Source organism: Siphonobacter aquaeclarae (assembly GCF_900103285.1).
Classification (GTDB): domain Bacteria; phylum Bacteroidota; class Bacteroidia; order Cytophagales; family Spirosomataceae; genus Siphonobacter; species Siphonobacter aquaeclarae.
In genome coordinates this window covers 336,880-358,578 of sequence record NZ_FNGS01000004.1, presented here as the reverse complement: position 1 = coordinate 358,578, position 21,699 = coordinate 336,880, and the positions used below count along the sequence as shown (strand labels likewise).

The 21,699-nt window shown below is 55.0% G+C and carries 21 protein-coding genes; 12 read left to right on the top strand and 9 right to left on the bottom strand.

What is annotated here, in order from left to right; translation table 11 throughout:
* Window positions 1-13: 13 nt before the first annotated feature.
* From BLR09_RS11865 to rplS, 3 genes are all read right to left on the bottom strand, one after another.
* Window positions 14-802 (bottom strand): L-fucose dehydrogenase, encoded by a 789-nt coding sequence (locus BLR09_RS11865; protein WP_093202120.1) that lies wholly within the window; start codon window positions 800-802, stop codon window positions 14-16.
* A gap of 30 nt (window positions 803-832) precedes the next feature.
* Window positions 833-1,666 carry an amidohydrolase family protein gene (locus BLR09_RS11860; RefSeq protein WP_093202117.1) on the bottom strand — a complete coding sequence of 278 codons (834 nt, stop codon included), beginning with the start codon at window positions 1,664-1,666 and terminating at the stop codon, window positions 833-835.
* A gap of 222 nt (window positions 1,667-1,888) precedes the next feature.
* Window positions 1,889-2,245, bottom strand: a complete 357-nt coding sequence (gene rplS, locus BLR09_RS11850) for a 50S ribosomal protein L19 (RefSeq protein ID WP_093202112.1) — start codon at window positions 2,243-2,245, stop codon at window positions 1,889-1,891.
* 286 nt (window positions 2,246-2,531) lie between these two features.
* On the opposite strand from rplS, the gene BLR09_RS11845 reads away from it, so the two are divergent.
* From BLR09_RS11845 to BLR09_RS11815, 7 genes are all read left to right on the top strand, one after another.
* Entirely contained in the window at window positions 2,532-3,218 is a 687-nt protein-coding gene (locus tag BLR09_RS11845; RefSeq protein ID WP_093202110.1) for a head GIN domain-containing protein, read from the top strand.
* Between the two features lie 177 nt (window positions 3,219-3,395).
* The gene (locus BLR09_RS11840; RefSeq protein WP_093202107.1) at window positions 3,396-3,632 is read left to right on the top strand and encodes an acyl carrier protein; all 237 of its coding nucleotides are present in this window, start codon (window positions 3,396-3,398) and stop codon (window positions 3,630-3,632) included.
* Window positions 3,633-3,807: 175 nt separating this feature from the next.
* Complete coding sequence (gene fabF, locus BLR09_RS11835; protein ID WP_093202105.1) at window positions 3,808-5,055, top strand: beta-ketoacyl-ACP synthase II; 1,248 nt, start codon at window positions 3,808-3,810, stop codon at window positions 5,053-5,055.
* 48 nt (window positions 5,056-5,103) lie between these two features.
* Window positions 5,104-5,877 (top strand): ribonuclease III, encoded by a 774-nt coding sequence (rnc, locus tag BLR09_RS11830; protein WP_245689913.1) that lies wholly within the window; start codon window positions 5,104-5,106, stop codon window positions 5,875-5,877.
* An 87-nt stretch (window positions 5,878-5,964) separates the two neighbouring features.
* Window positions 5,965-6,438, top strand: coding sequence for a DUF456 domain-containing protein (locus BLR09_RS11825; RefSeq protein WP_093202102.1), 474 nt, complete (start codon window positions 5,965-5,967; stop codon window positions 6,436-6,438).
* Window positions 6,439-6,621: 183 nt separating this feature from the next.
* Window positions 6,622-7,599, top strand: a complete 978-nt coding sequence (gene hemB / locus BLR09_RS11820; protein ID WP_093202100.1) for a porphobilinogen synthase — start codon at window positions 6,622-6,624, stop codon at window positions 7,597-7,599.
* 178 nt (window positions 7,600-7,777) lie between these two features.
* Entirely contained in the window at window positions 7,778-9,142 is a 1,365-nt protein-coding gene (locus BLR09_RS11815) for a dihydroorotase (RefSeq protein WP_093202097.1), read from the top strand.
* An 80-nt stretch (window positions 9,143-9,222) separates the two neighbouring features.
* Here the strand turns inward: BLR09_RS11815 and BLR09_RS11810 are convergent, their stop codons facing one another.
* The gene (locus BLR09_RS11810) at window positions 9,223-9,450 is read right to left on the bottom strand and encodes a hypothetical protein (protein ID WP_093202095.1); all 228 of its coding nucleotides are present in this window, start codon (window positions 9,448-9,450) and stop codon (window positions 9,223-9,225) included.
* 178 nt (window positions 9,451-9,628) lie between these two features.
* On the opposite strand from BLR09_RS11810, the gene BLR09_RS11805 reads away from it, so the two are divergent.
* From BLR09_RS11805 to BLR09_RS11795, 3 genes are read left to right on the top strand one after another with little or no spacing between them, the layout of a single operon-like run.
* Window positions 9,629-10,930, top strand: coding sequence for a BatD family protein (locus tag BLR09_RS11805; protein ID WP_245689912.1), 1,302 nt, complete (start codon window positions 9,629-9,631; stop codon window positions 10,928-10,930).
* Between the two features lie 25 nt (window positions 10,931-10,955).
* On the top strand, window positions 10,956-12,035 hold the full coding sequence (gene aroC, locus BLR09_RS11800; protein ID WP_093202089.1) for a chorismate synthase: 1,080 nt from the start codon (window positions 10,956-10,958) through the stop codon (window positions 12,033-12,035).
* 13 nt (window positions 12,036-12,048) lie between these two features.
* Window positions 12,049-13,905 (top strand): ABC-F family ATP-binding cassette domain-containing protein, encoded by a 1,857-nt coding sequence (locus BLR09_RS11795; protein WP_093202087.1) that lies wholly within the window; start codon window positions 12,049-12,051, stop codon window positions 13,903-13,905.
* A 55-nt stretch (window positions 13,906-13,960) separates the two neighbouring features.
* Here BLR09_RS11795 and BLR09_RS11790 read toward each other — a convergent pair whose 3' ends face one another.
* A complete protein-coding gene (locus BLR09_RS11790; protein WP_093202876.1) occupies window positions 13,961-14,704 on the bottom strand; it encodes an SDR family oxidoreductase in 744 nt (247 codons plus the stop codon).
* Between the two features lie 85 nt (window positions 14,705-14,789).
* On the opposite strand from BLR09_RS11790, the gene BLR09_RS11785 reads away from it, so the two are divergent.
* Window positions 14,790-15,125, top strand: a complete 336-nt coding sequence (locus BLR09_RS11785; RefSeq protein WP_093202084.1) for a winged helix-turn-helix transcriptional regulator — start codon at window positions 14,790-14,792, stop codon at window positions 15,123-15,125.
* On the opposite strand, the gene BLR09_RS11780 is transcribed toward BLR09_RS11785, so the two are convergent.
* From BLR09_RS11780 to rsmH, 4 genes are all read right to left on the bottom strand, one after another.
* On the bottom strand, window positions 15,126-16,514 hold the full coding sequence (locus BLR09_RS11780; protein ID WP_093202082.1) for a capsule assembly Wzi family protein: 1,389 nt from the start codon (window positions 16,512-16,514) through the stop codon (window positions 15,126-15,128).
* A 140-nt stretch (window positions 16,515-16,654) separates the two neighbouring features.
* Entirely contained in the window at window positions 16,655-18,922 is a 2,268-nt protein-coding gene (locus BLR09_RS11775) for a penicillin-binding protein (RefSeq protein ID WP_093202079.1), read from the bottom strand.
* Between the two features lie 18 nt (window positions 18,923-18,940).
* Window positions 18,941-19,276, bottom strand: coding sequence for an FtsL-like putative cell division protein (locus tag BLR09_RS11770; RefSeq protein ID WP_143011080.1), 336 nt, complete (start codon window positions 19,274-19,276; stop codon window positions 18,941-18,943).
* Between the two features lie 3 nt (window positions 19,277-19,279).
* A complete protein-coding gene (gene rsmH, locus BLR09_RS11765) occupies window positions 19,280-20,203 on the bottom strand; it encodes a 16S rRNA (cytosine(1402)-N(4))-methyltransferase RsmH (RefSeq protein ID WP_245689911.1) in 924 nt (307 codons plus the stop codon).
* A gap of 193 nt (window positions 20,204-20,396) precedes the next feature.
* On the opposite strand from rsmH, the gene BLR09_RS11760 reads away from it, so the two are divergent.
* The gene (locus BLR09_RS11760) at window positions 20,397-21,611 is read left to right on the top strand and encodes a peroxiredoxin family protein (RefSeq protein ID WP_093202074.1); all 1,215 of its coding nucleotides are present in this window, start codon (window positions 20,397-20,399) and stop codon (window positions 21,609-21,611) included.
* The last annotated feature ends 88 nt before the right edge of the window (window positions 21,612-21,699 follow it).

Here is a 21,699-nt window from a genome sequence, read left to right as displayed (position 1 = left end):
TAGGTGAAGCGGCTCAGGCATTGGCGAGCGCGCGATCAAGATGCACATAGCCGCCGTCGACATGGATCAACTGGCCGGTGGTATGGCTGGAACGTCCGGAAAGGAGAAAAGCGACGGCGTTGCCGAGTTCTTCGGCGGTCGTCATCCGTTGCTCCAGGGGAATATTCCGGGTGATTTCCTTCAGCTTTTCCTCGGGATTTGACAGTCCGTTCAGCCAGCGTTCGTAAAGCGGCGTCCAGCATTCCGCCACGATGACGGCGTTGACCCGAATACCGTACTTGAGCAGTTCTACCGCCCATTCCCGCGTGAGGGCGTTGCGGCCGCCGTTGGCAGCTGCATAGGCAGAGGTACCACCCTGGCCGGTTTCGGCCGTTTTCGACCCGATGTTGACAATAGCACCCTTCGATTCTTTCAGGGCGGGCAGCGCATACTGCGCCATCAGGTAATAGTGAATGACGTTCTTGTGAAGCGAAGCGACGAACCCTTCGTATGTCCCGTTTTCCAGTCCGACGCCGTCGTTTACACCGGCGTTGTTGACCAGTCCGTCGATACGTCCGAATTGCTCCAGGGTCAGGCGGACCGCCTTTTCGCATTCCGCGGGCTGCGTCAGTTCCGCCGATACCGCGAAGGCGCGGCCGCCGGCTGCTTCGATGGCTTCTACCGCTTTCCGGTTGTCTTCTTCGTTGCGGCCAACGATGACGGGAATGGCGCCTTCAGCCGCCAGTACCCGGCAGATACCTTCTCCGATGCCTTTGGCGCCGCCGGTGACGATGATAATCTTGTTGCTAAGCTGTAAATCCATGTGTAAAAGAGAGGATGCTAGGGTTTGCCGTTAGGCCGGAATGTCATAGAACCGGAGGGTATTGTCGCCCCAGAACCGCGCCTTTTCCGATTCGGTGAAAGGAGCCATATAGGCTTCCAGTACCTGTATCCACCGTTCGTAGGAGCTCGCCACCAGGCAAACCGGCCAATCAGAGCCGAATAGAACCCGGTCCGGACCGAACGCTTCGAATACCACATCAAGATAGGGGCGCAGCTGCTCCGGGGTCCACTGTTCCCAGTCGGCCTCGGTAACCATACCGGATACCTTGCACGAGACATTTTCCCGGCGGGCCAGGCTTTCCATGTCATGGGCCCATTTCTCGATATTCCCCTGCTTGATATAGGGTTTTGCGAGGTGGTCAACGACGAACTTCTGATGGGGCAATCGGGTGACGAATTCCCGGGCTACCGGCAATTGATTCGGGTATATAAGAATGTCGTAGGTGTATCCATACTCTTCCAGCAGGCGTACGCCGTCCATAAATTCCGTCCGGAGGAGAAACAGATCATCCGGTTCGGCCTGTACGATATGGCGGAAGCCCCGGAGTTTGGAGTTCGGGCGGAAGTAGTCGAGCCGCTCGCGAAGGTTGTCGGCCCGCAGGTCTACCCAGCCGACGACCCCCCTGATCGCGTCCTGACCTTCGGCCAGTCCCAGCAGAAATTCGGTTTCCAGCTCGGATTGGCTGGCCTGAACCGATATGGCGCCGTCGATACCGGCGGCGCGGAGTACGGGGAGAAGGTCTTCGGGAAGGAAATCACGGCGGATGACTTCCATAGAGGGGGTAATCCAGGCATCCCGCACCGGATCAAAGTGCCAGAAATGCTGATGGGCGTCGATTTTCATTCGCTTGTTGCAGGTATAAGAGGTATTATTTTACGTCCCTGAACCCGAAAAATACTACCGGACTGGTCCGCAAAGCTCCGAAAGTAAGCCACTTTTTTCCATTTTTCGTCAGGAGACGATCCGCCCGCCCTGAAAACGAAGCTGGAAAACCGGAGGAAAGGGACAAAAAGAAGGGCCATTCCCATGGGAACGGCCCTTTCTTCTGCGTAGCAACGAATATGCTTATTTCTTCTTCTCCTTGATCTTCGCTGCCTTACCCTGCTTGCCGCGGAGGTAATACAGACGTGACCGACGGACAGCGCCAAAACGGACTACTTCGATCTTTTCGATGTTGGGGGACAGGATCGGGAAGATACGCTCAACACCAACGCCGTTGGATACTTTCCGGACGGTGAATGTTTCGCCGTTGGAACCGGCGTTTTTGCGTTGGATAACGGCTCCGGTGAAGATCTGGATACGCTCCTTGTTACCTTCGCGGATTTTCACGTGTACGTTTACCGTATCACCTGAGTTGAAATCGGGGATGTCGTTCCGGCGGGCAGCATTGTCGGCCTCTACCAGCTTGATCAGCTCACTCATGACGAGTTTGTGTATTAAGGTCTTAACTGATGAAAACGGCAACATCGGAATCCCACAGGTCGAGCGGTTGCCGAAATGAACCGCAAAAGTAGGGAATTTTATTCATTCCGCAAGACACGGGGAAATATTTCGGTGAAAGTGCAACGTGGTTGTGTGGAATGGCATCTGTTGGGAAATGCAGGGGGCGTGGGGCAGAGGGCATGGGGTAGAGTACCGGTAGCAGGCCTCTCAACCCTAAACCCTAAGCTCTCAACCCTCAACTCCAAACATCAAACAAGGTCATCTGATGAAACATTTCACCTTTCTCCTCGTACTGCTGGGTTGCAGCACCACGCTTTTTGCTCAGGAAACCCGTACTTTCTCTCTCAAGAATTTCGACCGCTTTCAGCTTTCTTCTGCATTTGTCGTGGACGTACGTCCCGGTGACTTCAGCGTGAAAGCAGAGGGAGAAGCGAAGGATCTTGACGACCTGGTAGCAGAAGTTCGCAACGGCGAGCTCGATATTCACTTCAAGGAAAAAGACAAAGGCTGGTGGAAAAACAACCGGCGGGAGCGGGTGACGATCACCCTCCGCATGCCGGCCCTGAAGGGTATTCAGCTCAGCGGAGCAACGAAATCAGATATTGCCGGTTTCAGTTCCGACAAACTTGACATCCGGATTTCGGGTGCGTCCAATGCGAAAATCGATGTGAAAGCGAAGCAGGTAGCCCTGGATCTGTCAGGCGCTTCGTCCATCAACCTGACGGGCAGCGCCGGAGAAATCAAAGGGTCGGTGTCAGGCGCGACGTCCTTCCAGGGAGGAGATTTTGCGGTAGACCGGGCCGTTATTGACGCCTCCGGTGCCAGTTCGGCGCATGTCAACGTGAAAGAATCCCTGTCAGCCCAGGCAAGCGGCGCGAGTAAAATCCGGTACCGCGGGCATCCGTCGGTACAGGCCAATACCTCAGGCGCGAGTTCGGTTCGCAGCGAGTAAAATCGCCGGAAAAATAAGGCCGGAGGAAAGGGATTGCCCGTCGCAATTCTTTCCTCCGGCATAGCCTTAACGTCCGTTTTTGGCTTTCGTTGTTCCGACTATCCGAAAAATATGTTTGTCAATCTGAAAGCAAGTAATTTTCTTTGCGACGTTTTTTGAACCAAATCATTCATAACAATGTCAGAAATCTCAGCTAAGGTCAAGCAGATTATCATTGACAAATTGGGCGTGGAGGAGTCGGAAGTAACCCCCGAGGCTAGCTTCACGAACGACCTCGGTGCTGACTCGCTCGATACCGTGGAACTCATCATGGAATTTGAAAAGGAATTCAACGTGTCCATTCCTGATGATCAGGCTGAAACGATCACGACGGTCGGACAAGCTGTTGCTTATCTGGAAGAACACGCCAAGTAAGTATCTCTTTCAGCGGTGCTAATTTGAAAATGGGCATGTTTATGTCCCTTTTCGGATTAGCACATTTTTTTGATTTTGCTCGGTCAGGTTCACTTTCCGGAAAATACACCCTACTTTCGCTGAAAGGCCGGGTGGTCCGGAAATACCTGTCGTGATTACCCAAAACCATTCCGCTATGCAATTAAAGCGAGTTGTTATTACTGGACTTGGAGCTCTTACCCCCATTGGAAATACGGTAGACGAGTACTGGAACGGTCTGAAAAACGGTGTCAGCGGCGCTGCTGGCATTACCCGGTTCGATGCCACCCGCTTCCGGACGCGCTTCGCCTGTGAGGTTAAAAACTTCGATGTGCAGTCGTACATTCCTCGCCAGGAAGCCCGAAAGATGGACTGGTTTACCCAGTACGCTGTCGTCACGGCCGACCAGGCCATTGAAGACGCGGGCTTCGATAAAGAAAAACTCGATCTCGACCGGGTTGGTGTGATCTGGGGAGCCGGTATCGGCGGTCTCAAGACCTTTGAAGACGAAGTACTTTCGTTTGGCGGCGGAGACGGGACCCCCCGTTTCAATCCGTTCTTTATCCCGAAGATGATCGCCGACAGCGCCTCCGGCCTGATCTCGATCCGGCACGGTTTCCGCGGACCCACCTATGTGACGGTCTCGGCCTGCGCGTCTTCCGGAAATGCCCTGATCGACGCCTTTAACTACATCCGTCTCGGTAAAATGGACGCATGTGTATCAGGCGGTTCTGAAGCAGCCGTTACCCAGGCGGGTGTCGGCGGTTTCAACGCCCTCAAGGCCCTTTCAGAACGCAATGACGATGCGGCTACGGCTTCCCGCCCGTACGACAAAGACCGCGACGGTTTTGTCCTCGGAGAAGGCGGCGCAGCTCTTGTTCTCGAAGAATACGAGCACGCCAAAGCCCGCGGCGCCAAAATTTACTGCGAAATCGTTGGAGGCGGCATGTCTTCCGATGCCTACCATATTACAGCTCCCCACCCCGACGGTCGCGGCGCGTTTATGTGTATGAAACTGGCGCTTGAAGACGCCGGTCTGGCTCCGGAAGCAGTCGACTATGTCAATACCCACGGTACCTCGACGCCCATCGGAGATCCTCAGGAACTCAAGGCGATCGAGCGACTGTTCGGAGACCACGTGACGAAGCTGAACATCAGTTCTACCAAGTCCATGACCGGTCACCTGCTGGGTGGTGCGGCGGCTATTGAAGCGGTTGCGGCGATTCTGGCGATTCAACACCAGACCATTCCGCCGACGATCAACCACTTCACGGATGATCCGGACATCAACCCGCAGCTGAACCTCACCTTCAACCAGGCTCAGACACGTGAGGTTAACGTGGCCATCAGCAATACCTTCGGGTTTGGCGGACACAATACCTGCGTCGTATTTAAGAAAATCTAGCCCGGCCGACCGGTCCACACCAGCCGGTCAACCTTAACTTGTTATCCTGTGCTGCTACCGCTGTTTGTATCAACGGTCTTTGACCCACTGACCCAATTTTTCAGATCTCCTTCCGACAAGGAAAAGAAGCTGAAAAAGGCGGTAGCTACGCTCATTGGGACCCGCCCGTCCAACCTCGAACTCTACCGCCTGGCTTTTATGCATACGTCGGTGAGTAAGCCGGTAACCGGGAAGGACCTCCGCCTGTCGAACGAACGACTGGAGTACCTCGGTGATGCCGTACTCGGGATGGTCGTAGCAGAATACCTGTTCAAGAAGTATCCGTACAAGGACGAAGGCTTCCTGACCGAAATCCGCTCGCGGATTGTGAACCGGGAATCGCTGAATCTGGTCGCCCGCAAGCTCGGACTCGACAAGCTCGTCGAATACGATCCCAACCGGCGGACTGTCCTTACCCGGACTTCCATGTACGGCGATGCATTGGAGGCTTTTGTCGGGGCAATTTACCTGGACAAGGGATTTCAGTTTACGAAGAAATTCATTCTTAAACGCCTGTTGTCGAGCTACTTCGACCTGGACAAAGTAGTTGAAACCAATATCAATTACAAGTCTCAGATCATCGAGTGGGCGCAGCGGGAAGGGCGGGAAGTCCGGTTCGACGTGACCGAAAAAGGAACCGCCCGGCATAAAGAGTTTATTGCCGAACTGCTGATTGACAACGAAGTCTTTGCCACCGGCTCCGGCTTCAACAAGAAAAAAGCAGAGCAATCGGCCTCGGAAAAGGGGATGGAAAAGCTCAATCCCGTCAAAAGCACGGAGTAATCCTTTCCAGAACCCTTTTATCCGTCTCAAAAGCCATCCTCATCGGGGTGGCTTTTTTGCTTTCGGGAAGACGGCTACCTTTCGTTCATGGAAATCGTGCTGCTTATTCTCGGAATCGCCGCGTTGCTGACAGGACTTGCCGGAGCGGTTCTTCCTCTGCCGGGCCCTCCGCTCAGCTTCCTCGGATTACTCCTGCTCAAAGGATCAGGCTACGCGGAGGTATCGACTCCGGCGCTGATCGTCATCGGTATCATTACCCTGATCATCACCGTACTGGACTACTACGTGCCGATCTGGGGTGTGAAAAAATTCGGGGGTACCTCCTACGGCGCCTGGGGTACCACCCTGGGGCTGATCGCCGGTTTGTTTGTACCCATCCCCGGCGGCCTGTTTCTGGGCGCTTTTCTCGGGGCCTTCGCCGGCGAGCTGATCGCCGGCCTGTCTCACCAAAACGCGCTCAAGGCCGCCTTTGGCTCTTTCCTCGGTTTTCTGGCAGGTATGTTTATGAAAATAGTACTGTGCCTGGTGATGATTGGGTATGCGGTGGTGGCGGCATTCTGAGACGCGGTTTTCAGTTTTCAGTTTTCAGTTGGGTTTCCGGGATAGCTCTTTCATCCCAAACTGAAAACCGAAAACCGTAAACTGTAAACATTTCCTCCCCATTCACCCCAAACTCAAAACAGAAAACCGAAAACTGAAAACCGCACCGTAGCTTTGCGGGCGTTTGAACAAGATGCTCGTGCCATGAACATTATTCGTCGTCCCCGCCGCCTGCGTACCAATGCGGCGGTCAGAGCGCTGGTCGAAGAAACGACGGTATCCGTCAACGACCTGATCCTTCCCGTTTTTCTGGTAGAAGGAACCCGTGTGAAAAAGGAAGTCGCTTCCATGCCGGGGATTTACCGGCATTCCCTCGATAACCTCCTCGAAGAAATCGCCTACTGCCGCGACCTGGGTATCAAGACGTTTGATATTTTCCCCGGCCTGGCAGAAGAAAAGAAAGACCGCTTCGCCACCGAAAGCCATCGCCCGGGCAATATGTACCTGGAAGCGATTCATGCGGTCAAATCCCGCTTTCCGGATGTCGTCGTGATGACGGATGTGGCGATGGACCCCTACAGCTCCGATGGCCACGACGGCCTCGTCGAAAACGGTGAAATCCTCAACGACGAAACCCTTGAAATCCTCGGAAAAATGGCCCTCGCCCAGGCGCAGGTCGGCGCGGATATCCTCGGACCCTCCGATATGATGGATGGACGGGTCGGGTATCTCCGGGAAATTCTGGACGACAACGGCTTTACGAACGTGGCAATTATGTCGTACACGGCCAAGTATGCGTCGTCGTTGTACAGCCCCTTCCGGGATGCGCTGGAGTCGGCCCCGAAATTCGGCGACAAAAAGACGTATCAGATGAATCCCGCGAACATCAAAGAGGCCATGATTGAAGCTGAACTTGACTATGCGGAAGGCGCCGACTACCTGATGGTGAAGCCCGCGATGCTGTACCTGGATATCATCAAGATGCTGAACGACAATTTTGCGCTTCCGATTGCGGCTTATAACATCTCCGGAGAATACTCCCTGATCAAGGCCGGCGCGCAGAACGGCTGGATTGACGGGCAGAAAGTCATGCTCGAAACGCTGACGTCCATCAAACGGGCGGGAGCGAAGATCATCCTGACGTATTTCGCGAAGGAATTTGCGGAGTTGCAACGGAAATAAAGCAATACCTGATGACAAAGCGGGGCTGTTTCGATCCGAACGAAACAGCCCCGCTTCATTTTTTCTGTGAAGTCTGTGTCGTCTGTGAGCTGTTTTAATGTCTCACAGACGACACAGACTTCACAGAAAGGGTATTCGGTTTGGTTGGGACGCGTACCTTTGCCGAAATTTGACAGGAATGAAATCCGTACTTCTCCTCAATACCCGCCTCGTCAACGAAGGGCAGATCCGCGAAGCGGACGTATTTATCCGCAACGGACGCATCGAACAAATCGGAACAGGGCTTTCGGGTCTCACCGCCGACGAAGTCATTGACGCAAACGGCAAATACCTCTTTCCCGGTGTCATCGACGACCAGGTACACTTCCGCGAACCCGGTCTGACCCACAAGGCAACCATCGGCTCCGAAGCCCGTGCAGCCGTAGCCGGCGGCGTAACCAGCTTCATGGAAATGCCGAATACCGTACCGAATGCCCTGACGCAGGAACTATTGGCAGATAAATACGCCATCGCGGCGCGTACCTCGCTTGCGAATTACTCCTTTTACATGGGGGCGTCGAACGACAACTACGACGAAGTCATGCGGACAGACGCCCGCCAGGTATGCGGTGTGAAGATTTTTATGGGCTCGTCGACCGGTAATATGCTGGTAGACAATCCGGTAGTACTCGGTCAGCTCTTTGCCAACGCGCCCTACCTGATTGCGACGCACTGCGAAGACGAGGCTACTATCCGGGCCAATGTTGCGCTGTACAAAGAACGGTACGGCGATAACCCTCCGGCGCGGGTACACCCTGAAATCCGGAATGTGGAGGCCTGTCTGAAATCCAGCTCGATGGCAGTAGAACTGGCGAAAAAGCACGGTACCCGTCTGCATATCCTGCACATTACGACGGGAGAGGAGACAGGCTTGTTTGAGAAAGGTTTTTACGGAGATTCTTCTGTCGAAGCATCCGTCAAAGCACAAAAACACATCACGGCGGAAGTATGCGTGCATCACCTCTGGTTTGACGCCCGGGACTATGAGACCCTCGGCAATCAGATCAAGTGCAACCCGGCAGTGAAGGCAGACGGCCACAAGCAGCGTATTCTGCAGGCCCTGCTCGATGACCGGATCGATGTTATCGCGACCGACCACGCCCCGCATACCTGGGAAGAAAAACAGCAGCCCTACTGGAGCGCGCCATCGGGGTTACCGTTGGTACAGCACCCGTTGCTGCTGATGCTGGAGTTTTACCACGACGGGAAGATATCGCTTGAAACCATAGCGAAGAAAATGTCGCACGCGGTAGCAGATTGTTTCCGGATCGAAGAGCGCGGGTATATCCGCGAAGGATACTGGGCGGATCTGGTATTGGTGGATCTGGAGAAGCCGAATACCGTCACGAAAGAGTCGCTTTACTACCAGTGCGGCTGGTCGCCGCTGGAAGGCCATACCTTCCGGTCGTCGGTCACGCATACGTTCGTTTCCGGGCACCTGGCGTACCGGGATGGCGCGCTTGACGAGTCGGCTCAGGGCCGCCGGATGACGTTTGATCGCTGATAGTCTGAAAAATTACCGCATAAAAAATCCCCGTCGGAGACCGAACGGGGATTTTTGGCTTTCCCTAAAATCACCACAAACTATTCTTGAGCGAGTCGAAGTTTGCGAAAGCGTACCGTCGCAAAGCAACGACGCAGGATACGGTAGTACACTTTGCCGAATTGGGCATAGCACCACATTTTGAGTTCTTTTACTTCCGCCGGAATCAGCTGACGGATTGCTTTACGTAGTTCCTTTTCAAATAGCCTTGCGTCAAAACTTACCTTTTGCAAGATTAGTTTGACATATTCTAAGAGAGTTATAGACATGGTGTGACGGTGGTTTAAGGTACAACAAATGGCTGGCGGCCATCAGTTTCGGCCTATCTTTGTAACGATGAAGGCGCGACAAATATATTTGATTTTACTACTTTTTTATTGTTCTTTTTCAAGAGTTTTTGTTTTTGCCCAGCAACCGGCTGTTCGGATCGAGCTGGGGAGTGCTGTTGTGTCTCCCGGACGCCCGTATTCGATCACCGTCGTCATCACCGGAAGTGAGCAGCGCGAGTATGACCGCTTTCCCGATATCAAGGGAATGAGCCGGCGTGGTACCACCACCACGACTTCCACCAATACAATCGGGAATCGGACCGAAATCGTTCAGCGCATCACCCAAAATTATATTCCAAGCCAGCCGGGTACCTACGACATTCCGCCGTTTACGATGACAGTCAACGGTCAGACGGTGGTATCCCCCGGAGGAAGCGTCAATGTGACAGACGCGGCCGCCAGGGAAGGCGAACCCGAGGAAGAAGTGGCAGAGGAGGAAGACACGGCTCCGGCCGATGCCAAAGCGGCAGCTTTCCTTTCTCTCCGATCCAATCGGAATCAGGTATTTGCGGGGGAAGGGTTCAGTTTGTCTCTCGGTTTTTTTGTGGCGGACGACAACCCGCTTGAGATGGATTTCTACGCGCTGAACATGCAGCTCGGCGCGATTCTGAAGCAGATCCGCCCTGTCAACTGCTGGGAAGAAAATTTTGGCATACGCGGCCAGCCCCAGGTGTACCAGACCACAATCCGGGGAAGGAAATACACGGAGTACCGCCTGTTTCAGGCAGTTTATTTCCCATTCAATACGGAGCCTATTCACTTTCCGGCAGTAAGCCTGAAAATGACCGTTAATACGCCTAAAGGGAAGAAACAGCAGTTTATGACGTTTACGTCGCAGCCGCTGACGGTTACACCGAAGCCCCTTCCTTCTGATCCGAGAAAAAATCAGGCCGTCATCGGATCGTATACCGTGCGCGAGCAGCTCCGGGGCGGAGTCATCCGGACGGGGAAGAGCGTTCAGTACCGGGTGACCATCAGCGGCGTCGGCAACCTGACGCCGGTCGCGATCACAACACCGGAAAACGACAGCTTCTTTGACTTCTACTCTCCGTCGGTGTTGCAATCCGTCACCCGCAGAAGGGGAATTGTGACCGCCGAAAAGACGTTTACTTTCCAGATCATCCCCAAACAGGCCGGAAACTTCCCGCTCAGCACGTATTTTCGCTGGATTTTCTTCAATCCATCCACCGGAAAATATGTGAACTGGCAGTCGGCCGTTGTCCTGAAAAGTACCGGCGAACGCGTTGCAGGCGCCAGTACGGGTGATCCGGGAGGATCTATTTTCTCCGGAATTGAGGACCTCGATTCGTCCAGGCCATTCATCAATGTCCAGGCCAATATACTCAGCATTGCGAATGCCGTGCTGACGATTATGGCACTGGGCATGTTATATATTTTTATCCGGGGCCGGCGCGGGTAGCGCGGCTCTTTAATTCAGCAGGTCCATGTCCAGTACGTACGGAACACTATTCAAAATCAGCACGTTCGGAGAATCTCACGGCAAGGCGATCGGCGTGGTTGTCGACGGATGCCCCGCCGGTATTTCTTTTGACGAAGCGTTTATCCAGCAGGAGCTCGACCGTCGGAAGCCGGGTCAGTCCCGTATCACCACGCAGCGACGGGAAGCCGACGAATTCCAGGTTCTATCCGGTGTTTTCGAAGGAAAAACAACCGGTACGCCCATTGCCCTCGTCATCCCGAATGAAGATCAGCGCTCCAAGGATTACAGCCATATTTCCGAGCAATTCCGTCCGTCTCACGCCGACTATACCTATACCGCCAAGTACGGCGTCCGGGATTACCGCGGTGGCGGCCGCTCTTCGGCCCGGGAAACAGCTGCCCGCGTGGCGGCCGGCGCCCTGGCAAAGCTGGTACTGAAAGAACTGGGTGTTTCGATTGAAGCCTACGTATCGCAGGTAGGCCCGATGAAGCTGGAAACGCCGTACCAGCAATTGACCATCGCGCTGGCGGAAGAAAATGCCGTCCGCTGCCCTGACCCTATCCTCGCTGAACAGATGTTTGCCTTCATCGATGAAACCCGTAAAAAGGGTGACAGTATCGGCGGCGTGGTTTCCTGCGTATGCACAGGCGTGCCCGCGGGCTGGGGTGAACCGGTATTTGACAAATTGCATGCTGAGCTTGGCAAGGCGATGTTGTCGATCAACGCGGTGAAAGGTTTTGAGTATGGTTCGGGCTTTGACGGCGTTGAACTATACGGCTCCCAGCACAATGACGAGTACTATACGGATGAGCAGGGGCGGGTCCGGACGCGCACCAACCTCTCCGGAGGTATTCAGGGTGGCATTTCCAACGGAGAGGATATCTACTTCCGCGTGGCGTTCAAGCCTGTCGCGACGATTATGCAAGACCAGGATTCGGTAGACGTCCACGGAAATCCTGTAGTCGTTTCCGGAAAAGGCCGCCACGATCCCTGCGTGGTTCCCCGAGCCGTGCCTATTGTCGAAGCAATGGCAGCCCTGGTGCTGGTCGATTTTTACCTGATCGACCGTTCGAGAAGAAGTTAACGAAGCGATTGTCATGAATTATTTATCGGCCGAAGGGCTGTCCAAGTCAACCGGTGAGCGCTGGCTCTTCCGGAATATTACATTCGGGCTCAGCAAGGGCGACAAAGTGGCGCTTGTGGGCCGGAATGGTACGGGTAAAACGTCCCTGCTTGATGTCCTGGCCGGCTGGCAGGCGCCGGAAGAAGGGGCCGTCAGTATCCGGAAAGAGGTTCGGGTAGGATACCTCAGTCAGCAACCGGCGCTCGAGGAAGCTGTGACTGTTCTGGATACGCTTTTTGCCGGAGACAGTCCGCTCCTCGCCGTCATCCGGGAGTATGAAAACGCTCTCGCGCACAACGATACCGACCGGATCACCGAAGCCGCCGGAAAAATGGAAGCACTCAAAGCCTGGGATTACGAGGCGAAGGTGAAACAGATTCTGGGCCGGCTGGGCGTCGCGGAAAGCAATTTCGACAAGCCCGTCGGGCAACTGTCAGGCGGCCAGCGGAAGCGCGTAGCCCTGGCGAAGGTACTGATCGAAGAACCGGATCTCCTGATTCTGGATGAGCCGACCAACCACCTCGATCTCGAAGCGATTGAATGGCTCGAAAACTACCTCGGGACTGCGAATACGACGCTGTTGTTGGTCACGCACGACCGGTACTTCCTCGATCGCGTATGCTCCGAAATCCTCGAACTGACGGAGGGAAGTATCTTCCGGCACAAGGGAAACTATTCGTACTTCCTTGAAAAACAGGCAGAACGTCAGCACGCAGAAGCCTCCGAAGTAGACAAGGCGAAGAACCTCCTCCGCCGTGAGCTTGAATGGATGCGGCGCCAGCCCAAAGCCCGGGGTACCAAAGCCCAGTACCGCGTCGATGCGTTTTATGACCTGAAAGACAAGGCCAGCCAGGAGCGGAAAGAGTCGAACGTTGAACTGAACATCGGCATGACCCGCCTCGGCAGCAAGATCATCGAGCTGAGCGATATTCAAAAGGCGTTTGGTAACCTGAAGATTGTCAAAGACTTCGGGTACGTATTTCGCCGGAAGGAACGGGTAGGTATTGTCGGTAAAAACGGCGTCGGAAAATCTACTTTTCTCGATATTCTGACGGGAGCGCAACAGCCCGATTCGGGGTTGATCGATGTCGGTGAGACAGTACGGTTCGGGTATTACACCCAGTCTGAACCCGATTTTAAACCGGGTCAGCGCGTCATTGACGTCGTCAAGGAAATCGCGGAAGTGATTACGCTGGGCTCCGGCGAAACGATTTCAGCGAGCCAGTTTCTGCAGCACTTTCTTTTTGATCCCAAGAAACAATACACGGCAGTCGAAAAGCTGTCCGGTGGTGAAAAACGGCGTCTGCAACTGCTGCAGGTACTGATCCGGAACCCGAACTTTCTGATTCTGGATGAGCCGACGAACGACCTGGATATCCAGACGCTGAACGTCCTGGAAGATTACCTGCTTCAGTTTGCGGGGTGTATCGTACTGGTTTCGCACGACCGGTACTTCATGGACCGGCTCGTTGAACACCTGTTTGTATTTGAGGGGGAAGGAGTTATCCGGGATTTTCCCGGCAACTACACCGACTACCGGGAGAGCCTGAGCCAGGCTCCTGTCGCAGAAGCGCCGAAACCGAAAGCCGAAGCCCCCAAACCGGTCGCGACAGCCTCCAAACGCAAGCTCAGCTTCAAGGAACAGAAAGAACTGGAAAGTCTGGAGTCTGATATCGCGGACCTTGAAGGCAGGAAGACCCGGCTGACGGAACAGATGAACGGCGGCGAGGGTGACTACCAGCAGATTGCTGCCTGGGCGGCAGAAGTCGAGGAAATTACCAACCTGCTGGAAGAGAAGGAACTACGCTGGCTGGAGTTATCGGATATCTGATTGCTGACACAAAAATGAAACGAGCCGACCGGGTACTCCGGCCGGCTCGTTTTGTTTACAAGGTAAGCCCTCCGTCGATGACAAACTCCGAACCGGTGATGAAGCCGGCCTGGTCTTCACTGAGGTAGGCGACGAGTCCGGCGACGTCGTCGGCTGTACCGATTTTTTTCAGGGGAATCCGCTCGGTCAGGTGGTCAAAAACCTGCTGTAGCTGCGCTTCGCTGAGACCGGATTTGTTCAGCACTTCTGTTCGGGTAGGGCCGGGGCTAACAATATTTACCCGTATCTTCCGGGTAGCCAGCTCGGCAGCGGCAGTTTTGGCGATCGAGTTGAGCGCAGCTTTACTGGCCTGGTAAACGGAACTCTGCGGCGCGTACATCTGCGCGACGATGGAGGACAGAAACACGACGGACGCACCTTCCGGCAACAGCGGAATGAACCGGTTCAGGGTGAAATACGCCCCGCGGAAATTGATGTTCATCATCGTATCGAAGTACTCTGCGGTAGTGTTTTCAATGTTGGAACCTCCGCCGGCAATTCCGGCGTTGATAAACAGGATGTCGAGCCGGCCAAATTGTTCGCGGATGTATTGAACCAGCGCATTTGTATCTTCCAGAACAGCCTGATCGGCGGTAAAGCCAAATACGCCAAGTTCCCGCGCGGCAGTTTCGACGGCCTCCCGGCGGCGACCGGTGATGACGACGGTAGCACCCCGTTCGGCCAGTACCCTGGCAGCTGCATACCCGATTCCACTGTTTCCGCCCGTCACGAGGGCAATTTTGTTTTGAAGAGTTTTCATCGCTTTTTTTTTGCGCAAAACTAAGTACCGCCGGCATGCGCTTCCGGCGCGGTATACCGGAGTATAGTACACTCAAAAAAGTCACATGATACGGAACCAATCAGAGGAAGCGCGTGCGCTTCAGGATGCCCTGTACGCTATCGGAGGGAAGTGGAGGCTTCCGGTGATCAACTCGTTATGTAACGGAAACAAGCGGTTCAAAGACATTCAGCAGAGCCTGCCGGGTATTACGCCCCGGGCCTTATCGCGGGAATTGAAGGAACTGGAACTCAACGCGCTCGTCACCCGTACGGTATGCGAGGACTTCCCGTCTCAGATCGAATATGAGCTCACAGACTATTGCCGTACCTTTTCCGCTATCATTCTGGAAATGATCCGCTGGGGGCGTGAGCACAAACGGACCGTGATGGAGCTGGCCTGATCACCGCCGGTATTTCCGGCGGTAGCGCACCGCATCGGATACGTTTTCTTCCGAAAGTCCCCATTGCTTTTTCCACCCGATGGATACCGCCCACCGGAATACCGGGCCGGTATCTGCGGCGAGGGCTCCTTCCCATTCTCCGCCCAGGCGTAACCGGGCGGGAAGTGTCAGGCGGAGGAGCCCGCTGGCGTATCCGGCGCTGGCGACATACGAGAGCTTCCCTTCCAGCCCCGTTTCATTTTCCCAGACGGCTTTCCATCCGGTGTGGATAACTGCAACCCGGTTTCGTTCGGGCGAGACGAAGGGCGTCCCGATTACCTGCCCGTGGTAGGTCCATCCCTGCAGGTACTGTGCATGGCGGAAGTAGTCCTCCGTCCACCGGCCGCCCCGGCCCTGATTCAGGGTAGACAGGTATTCGAGTACAAGTAGCCGCAGGATGCCTTCCCTCCGCGTGAAACGCAGGCCGGTCAGGCCATCCGCCACATTCGACAGCCCGAGCAAAGAGGGCATGTCATAGGGCTGCTGACGGTAGAACAGCAGCCCGGTCTCAGGCAGGAAAGCGGCGACGTCAATCGTCCCCAGGTGATTACCCACCCGTTCGCCTGCATCATAGGCGTTGTAATGATGACCGGAAACGCGCGCGCCGGTCCAAACCGACCACCAGGCGGCACCATCGGTTGGCAACGTACCATCCGGCTGAAAAAAAGCGGCCTGCTCGGGGTGTTCCCGCAACCATGCCGCGCTGACCCGGCCACCCCATTGAACCTGGTGATTGATACCGGCCATCCATTCGATCCGCCGGCCCTGCCACCGGCCATACAGGTACTTTTGATGCAGGCGCACGTGCCGGACGACGGCCCGCGGCTCGTCCAGCCAGCCATGCGCAATGCCTGCCCGCACCGATAGCCGACCGTGCGCCAGCGGCGTCCACTCCGGCAGGTGCAGCGCGATTTTTGGCACCGGCAGCGCATTGCCCGACCACGCGAAGGGACCGGTACCCATCACACTATCTGCCAGGCCTGCCACTTCGTTTCGCCTGCCAAGGGAAAGTTCCATTCGGCCTGCTTTTGCCTTGATATACCCTTCCGGAACGACAGCATGGATTGTGCTTCCTCCCGTCAGCGCAATTTCAGCGCCATAACCCCAATCCCAGAACCGCCGGCGAAGGTAGGAGCGAGTATGTGTAGGTGTTTGATAATCAGCGTGGATGGCGAAACGGGCAGCAGCCAGTGGTCCGTTGCCCGTCAGTATACCGCCGGTATTGCGTTGCAGCCAGAATGGCAGCGCGGAATACAGACCGGCATGGCAGGAGTAGGTCTCCCGGTCGGTGAAAAGCTGAGCGGCTGCCGGCAGAATGGGTATCAGCCAGAGAAAAAGAAAGCGGATCATGATCGACGCAGGTTGAATGCGCCGTCAAACTACCCCTCTGAAACCGGGAGCATTTTTATTGATAGAAACGACTGATCTACCGGTTGATACATCAAAAAAGCCGGGCGGTATCGTCCGGCTTTTTTGATGTAGTTGCCGTATTATTTCAATTCCAGTACAATGGATTTATCCACAGGGTCTGTCCCGGGTTCCAGCGATTGGGCGAATACGTGCCCGCGACCTGTATAGCGCACCCGGTATCCCCGGTTTTCGAGTACATACAGTGCATCCCGCAGCGACATACCCTTGAGGTTGGGTACTTTGCGGGTGGAGCCACGCGGCGCTTCGTCCCAGCCGCTGGCATTGGTCGGAATCCCGAGGCCCGAGGCAATTTGCCGGAGATCAGACGGGTGGGCATTTCCGAGTTCGTTTTGCCACTCAGAGGTTAGCAGCGCTTTTCCGCGGAGGGTACGGTGCATCTGCAGATCGAGAGCCCGTACCTTATCGGCAATCTCCCGGAAAACGGGTGCCGCAGCTGTGCCGCCATACGCTGACATACCTGTTTCAGGGTTATGCGGTTCATCCAGCGCTACAAAAATGGTATAGCGGGGCTTCTCCGCCGGGAAATAGCCGGCGAAAGATGAGTAGTACAGCCGGGTTTTCTTTTTGCCGTCGAATTTGATGGACGTCCCCGTTTTTCCGGCGATGCGGTAGGTCAGGGGAGCGATACTCCGCGCCGTGCCGTTGGCGTCTTCGAGTACCCCTTCCAGCATTTTCTTCACGATACCCAGCGTTCGCTCAGAGCAGATCTTCTGGCTGTCCCGGCGCTGTGTCTGGGTGAAATCACGTTCGACCAGCTCGCCGCGCTTGGCTGTTTTCACGACAATCGGCTGAATCCAGTAGCCGTTGTTCGCGACAGCATTGTAATAAGCCAGCATCTGCATCGCCGAAATCCGGAGCTCTTCGCCGATAGCCATCGTCGGGAGGGACTTGTTGCTCCACAGCCGGTCGCCGGGGCGGTGAACCTCCGGTTTTTCATTACCACGACTTACTTCCACCTGAAAATCAAGCTTATCCGCCAGGTGGAATTTATGGAGGTAGTCGACAAACGTATTGGGTTTGCTCCCGAAATACTGAACCAGCGTCCGCGCCATCCCCGTATTCGAAGAGCGGATAAAGGCGCCATACAGCGAAATAATACCGTAGCCCCGGTTATTCGAGTCGTGAAGGTGGAGATACTGCCCGCCGGTGGTATTCACGAGGTCATTGGGAGATGCTTTGGTTTCCTCAAAAACCGACATCATCGTAGCCAGTTTGAACGTCGATCCGGGAGCGATGCGGTAGTTGACAGCAAAGTTCTGATCGTCGACATACGTACTGTCGCGGGTATGATGGAGGTTCGCCAGGGCTTTGATCTCCCCGGTCTGCGTTTCCATCACAATCGCCACGCCATACTTCGCTTTATACCGCTTGACGGCCTTGAGCAGGGCTGCTTCCGTCACATCCTGCATATTGACATTCAGCGTGGTATACAGATCCAGCCCCGGAACGGCATGGTGCGAATCTTCTTCGTTGATCGGTCGCCAGCTGCCCCGCAGGTTTTCGAACCAGCCGTGGCCTTCCTGGCCGACGAGCATGCCATTGAAGCTCTTCTCGATACCTGTCGCACCGCGCATAACGGCAACTACTGATCCCTGCGGGTCTTTCACAAGGGAGTCGTCGGTGCGGCCCAGCAGGCGGGACGCTGTATTGCCAAAGGGTTTATCCCGATTCGGTACGAGCTCAAAATTGAGGCCGGTAGAGAAAAGTTTGACGCTGTCGAGCGGCATCCAGCGGAAGCGGAATACCCGGCGCTCCAGCTCTTTATCCTTCTTTTTTTCCTCGGCTGTCGCTTTCCGGAGGACAGCCCACTTGGTCTGCTCAAAGAGCCATTTCTTTTTTTCGTAAGTAATGGGCGTCGGGCTGATCGACAGGTACCGGGGTTCGGTTTCCCATTTGGCGGTATCGGTTTGCGCCTGATTATAGGCCATGACCTGCAGGAGGTTGTTCCGGCCCTGTACAATCCGCCGGCGGATTGTAGATGATGGCTCCTTCAGGATTTTACCGAGGTGGATGCTGAGGGAATCGAGGTTTTTGAAGAAATGTGCCGAATCGGCAGCGTGCCGGACCGTTACGCTGAGGTCAATCCCTACCCGGTATTCCGGCACGGAAGTAACGAGAAGACTGCCATCGTCCGAAAAAATATTTCCGCGCGTTGCCGGAATAATCCGGTAGCGTGAATTTTCAGCCCGGTCTTTCCACTCCTTACCCTCGACCTGCTGGACATACACAATCCGGGCCGCGATGGCAATACTGAAAAGCAATAGTCCGACCGATACGATGATACTCCGGATGAAGATCCGCCTTTTCAGGTTACTGGACTCAGCCATGATGATAAGAAGGTTGAATTACTCCGTAGGAACGACGACTTTGACAGGAGGTTGCTGATTCCGGTAGTCCTGCAGCCCCATAGGCGCTACTTTCTGCACGATTTTAGACTGGCGCGATTCCTGCATCAGCTTGGATTTTTCGTAGGTCAGCTCGGCGTTCAGCTCGCCGATTTCCCGCTTGAGGCGGTCTGTCTGCCGGATACGCGACTCGCCGCGGAGTACCCAGCCGACGTACAGAATCAACAGGCACACCACCCAGAAGGCGTTGAACATCTTTTGCCCGGGCGTCGACTGCCCCATCCATTGCCCGACCTGGAAATACCGGGCCAGCGATTTAGACCACTTCGATGCCATAGATCAGACCATATTCGGTTCGGCGATCCGGAGTTTGGCGCTCCGGGCGCGGGGGTTGAGGGCGATTTCTTCGGCGGTGGCTTCTACGGGTTTCCGGGTGACCGACCGCAGCGGCTTCAGCTCGTTTCCGTACAAATCCTTTTCCGCTTCACCGTAAAACTTTCCGGCGCGGATAAAGTTTTTGACGAGACGGTCTTCCAGGGAATGATAACTCATCACAACCAGTCGCCCGCCGGGAGCGAGTACCTCCGGCACCTGCGTCAGGAACTCTTCCAGCACGGTCATTTCCTCGTTTACCTCGATCCGGACAGCCTGAAATACCTGCGCGAAATACTTGAACTCTTTTCCTTTCGGGGCGAAGCGCTGAAGTACATTCCGGAAATCCTGAACAGTATGAATCGGCTGGTTCATGCGCGCGGCCTGCACGGCAGCGGCGAGGGTCCGGGCGTTCTTGATTTCGCCGTACAGCCCGAAGATCTTATGCAGCTCGGCCTCTCCGTATTCGTTGATGACCTGCTGGGCGGAAAATTCGGCATTCGGGTTCATGCGCATGTCGAGCGGGCCGTCAAACCGCGTCGAAAAGCCCCGCTCGGGTACGTCAATCTGGTGGGAAGAGATTCCCAGATCGGCCAGAATCCCGTTGACCTGCTTGATGCCGTGTACCCGGAGAAACTTTTTCAGATAGCGAAAATTGGCTTCGACGAACAACAGCCGGTTGTCGTCCAGTTTCCGGGCCTCATTCCGGGCATCCGGATCCTGATCAAAGGCAACGAGCCGGCCATCGGGGCCCAACCGCTCCAGAATTGCTTTCGAGTGTCCTCCGCCGCCGAAGGTCACATCCACGTAAATGCCATCCGGCTGTATATTGAGCCCTTCCAGGCATTCCTCCAGCATGACCGGACGGTGGTAATCGAAAGCAGAAGACATGTTCGGAACCCGATTGAAAAATATGCGCGCCCGGACGGGGAACTTTCCCTACTACCATTGTTATTTAGTAGAGTAATCCGGAGTTTCAGTTACAAGATTAACAAAATTTACAATTGTAAATCAACTGTTTTGCGAAGTCTGAACTGAAATTACCATTTGCACTTCCTTACTTCATTGATAATCAGTCTTCCCTATGAAAAAAATCTTTCTGGTTGCCACGGGAGTCCTGCTCGGAAGCCTCGCCCATGCCCAGGTACAAAAAGGAATCTGGCGTGCCGAAGTCTTCAACAAGGGGGGCGCCCTGCCGTTCGGACTGCAGATTGAGCCGGCCGGCGCTGCCAACACATTTAATGTCTGGGCGATCAACGGAAAAGAGCGCCTCAAGATGGACGCTTCTACCCTGAAAGGTGATTCCCTGCATATTCCGATGGAGCTTTTTGACGCCGAACTGGTCGGAAAAGTAGCCGGTAATCAGATGACCGGCGTCTACAAAAAGAAGCGCGGAAAAGCGGTGCTCACCCTTCCCTTCCGCGCCGAATTCGGAAAAGAATACCGGTTTGCGCCGCAACCGAAGCCGACTTCCTGGAACATCGCCGGAAAATATGCCGCGACCTTCAAACAGGCAGACGGAAAGACGTCCGAAGCAGTAGGCCTGTTTGAACAAAAAGGCTCACGTGTTTCGGCTTCATTTCTGACGCCGACGGGCGATTACCGCTTCCTCGACGGTGATATCGTGGGCGACAGCCTCTTCCTTTCCGCGTATGATGGCTCGCACCTGTTTGTCTTCAAGGCGCGCCTCGAAAAGGACAAGATTTCCGGAGATTACTTCAGCGGCCTGAGCGGCCACGCTTCTTTTGTTTCGGTGAAAGATGAAAAAGCGGCGCTGCCGGACGAAAAATCGCTGACCTTTCTGAAACCCGGATTTGACAAGGTTTCCTTCAGTTTTCCCGATGCACAGTCCGGTAAAAAGGTGACGCTCGACGACCCCCGTTTCAAAGGAAAAGTCGTCATTCTCCAGATCATGGGTTCCTGGTGCCCGAACTGCATGGACGAAACCAACTTTCTCGTCCCCTGGTATAAGAAAAATGCGAAGCGCGGCGTAGAAATCCTCGGGTTGTCGTACGAACGCAGCGACGATTTTGCTGTCGCCGCGCCAAAAATCAAACGCATGGTCGACCGCTTCCAGATTCCGTATCCGGTGGTACTGGCAGGCGCAGCCGATCAGACGGCTTCCGCTACGCTGCCGATGCTGAACCGGATCATGGGATATCCCACGACCATCTACATCGACAAAACGGGCAAAGTCCGTGAAATCCACACCGGTTTCTCCGGCCCCGGTACCGGGAAGTACTACGATCAGTACGTGGAGGATTTTAACCGGTTGATGGATAAGTTGCTGGCGGAATAAGCAGGGGGGCAGAGGGCAAAGGGCATGGGGTAGGCAACCGTCCTCCCTCTGCCCTTTGCCCCATGCGTCAACCCAAACAGGCAGTATC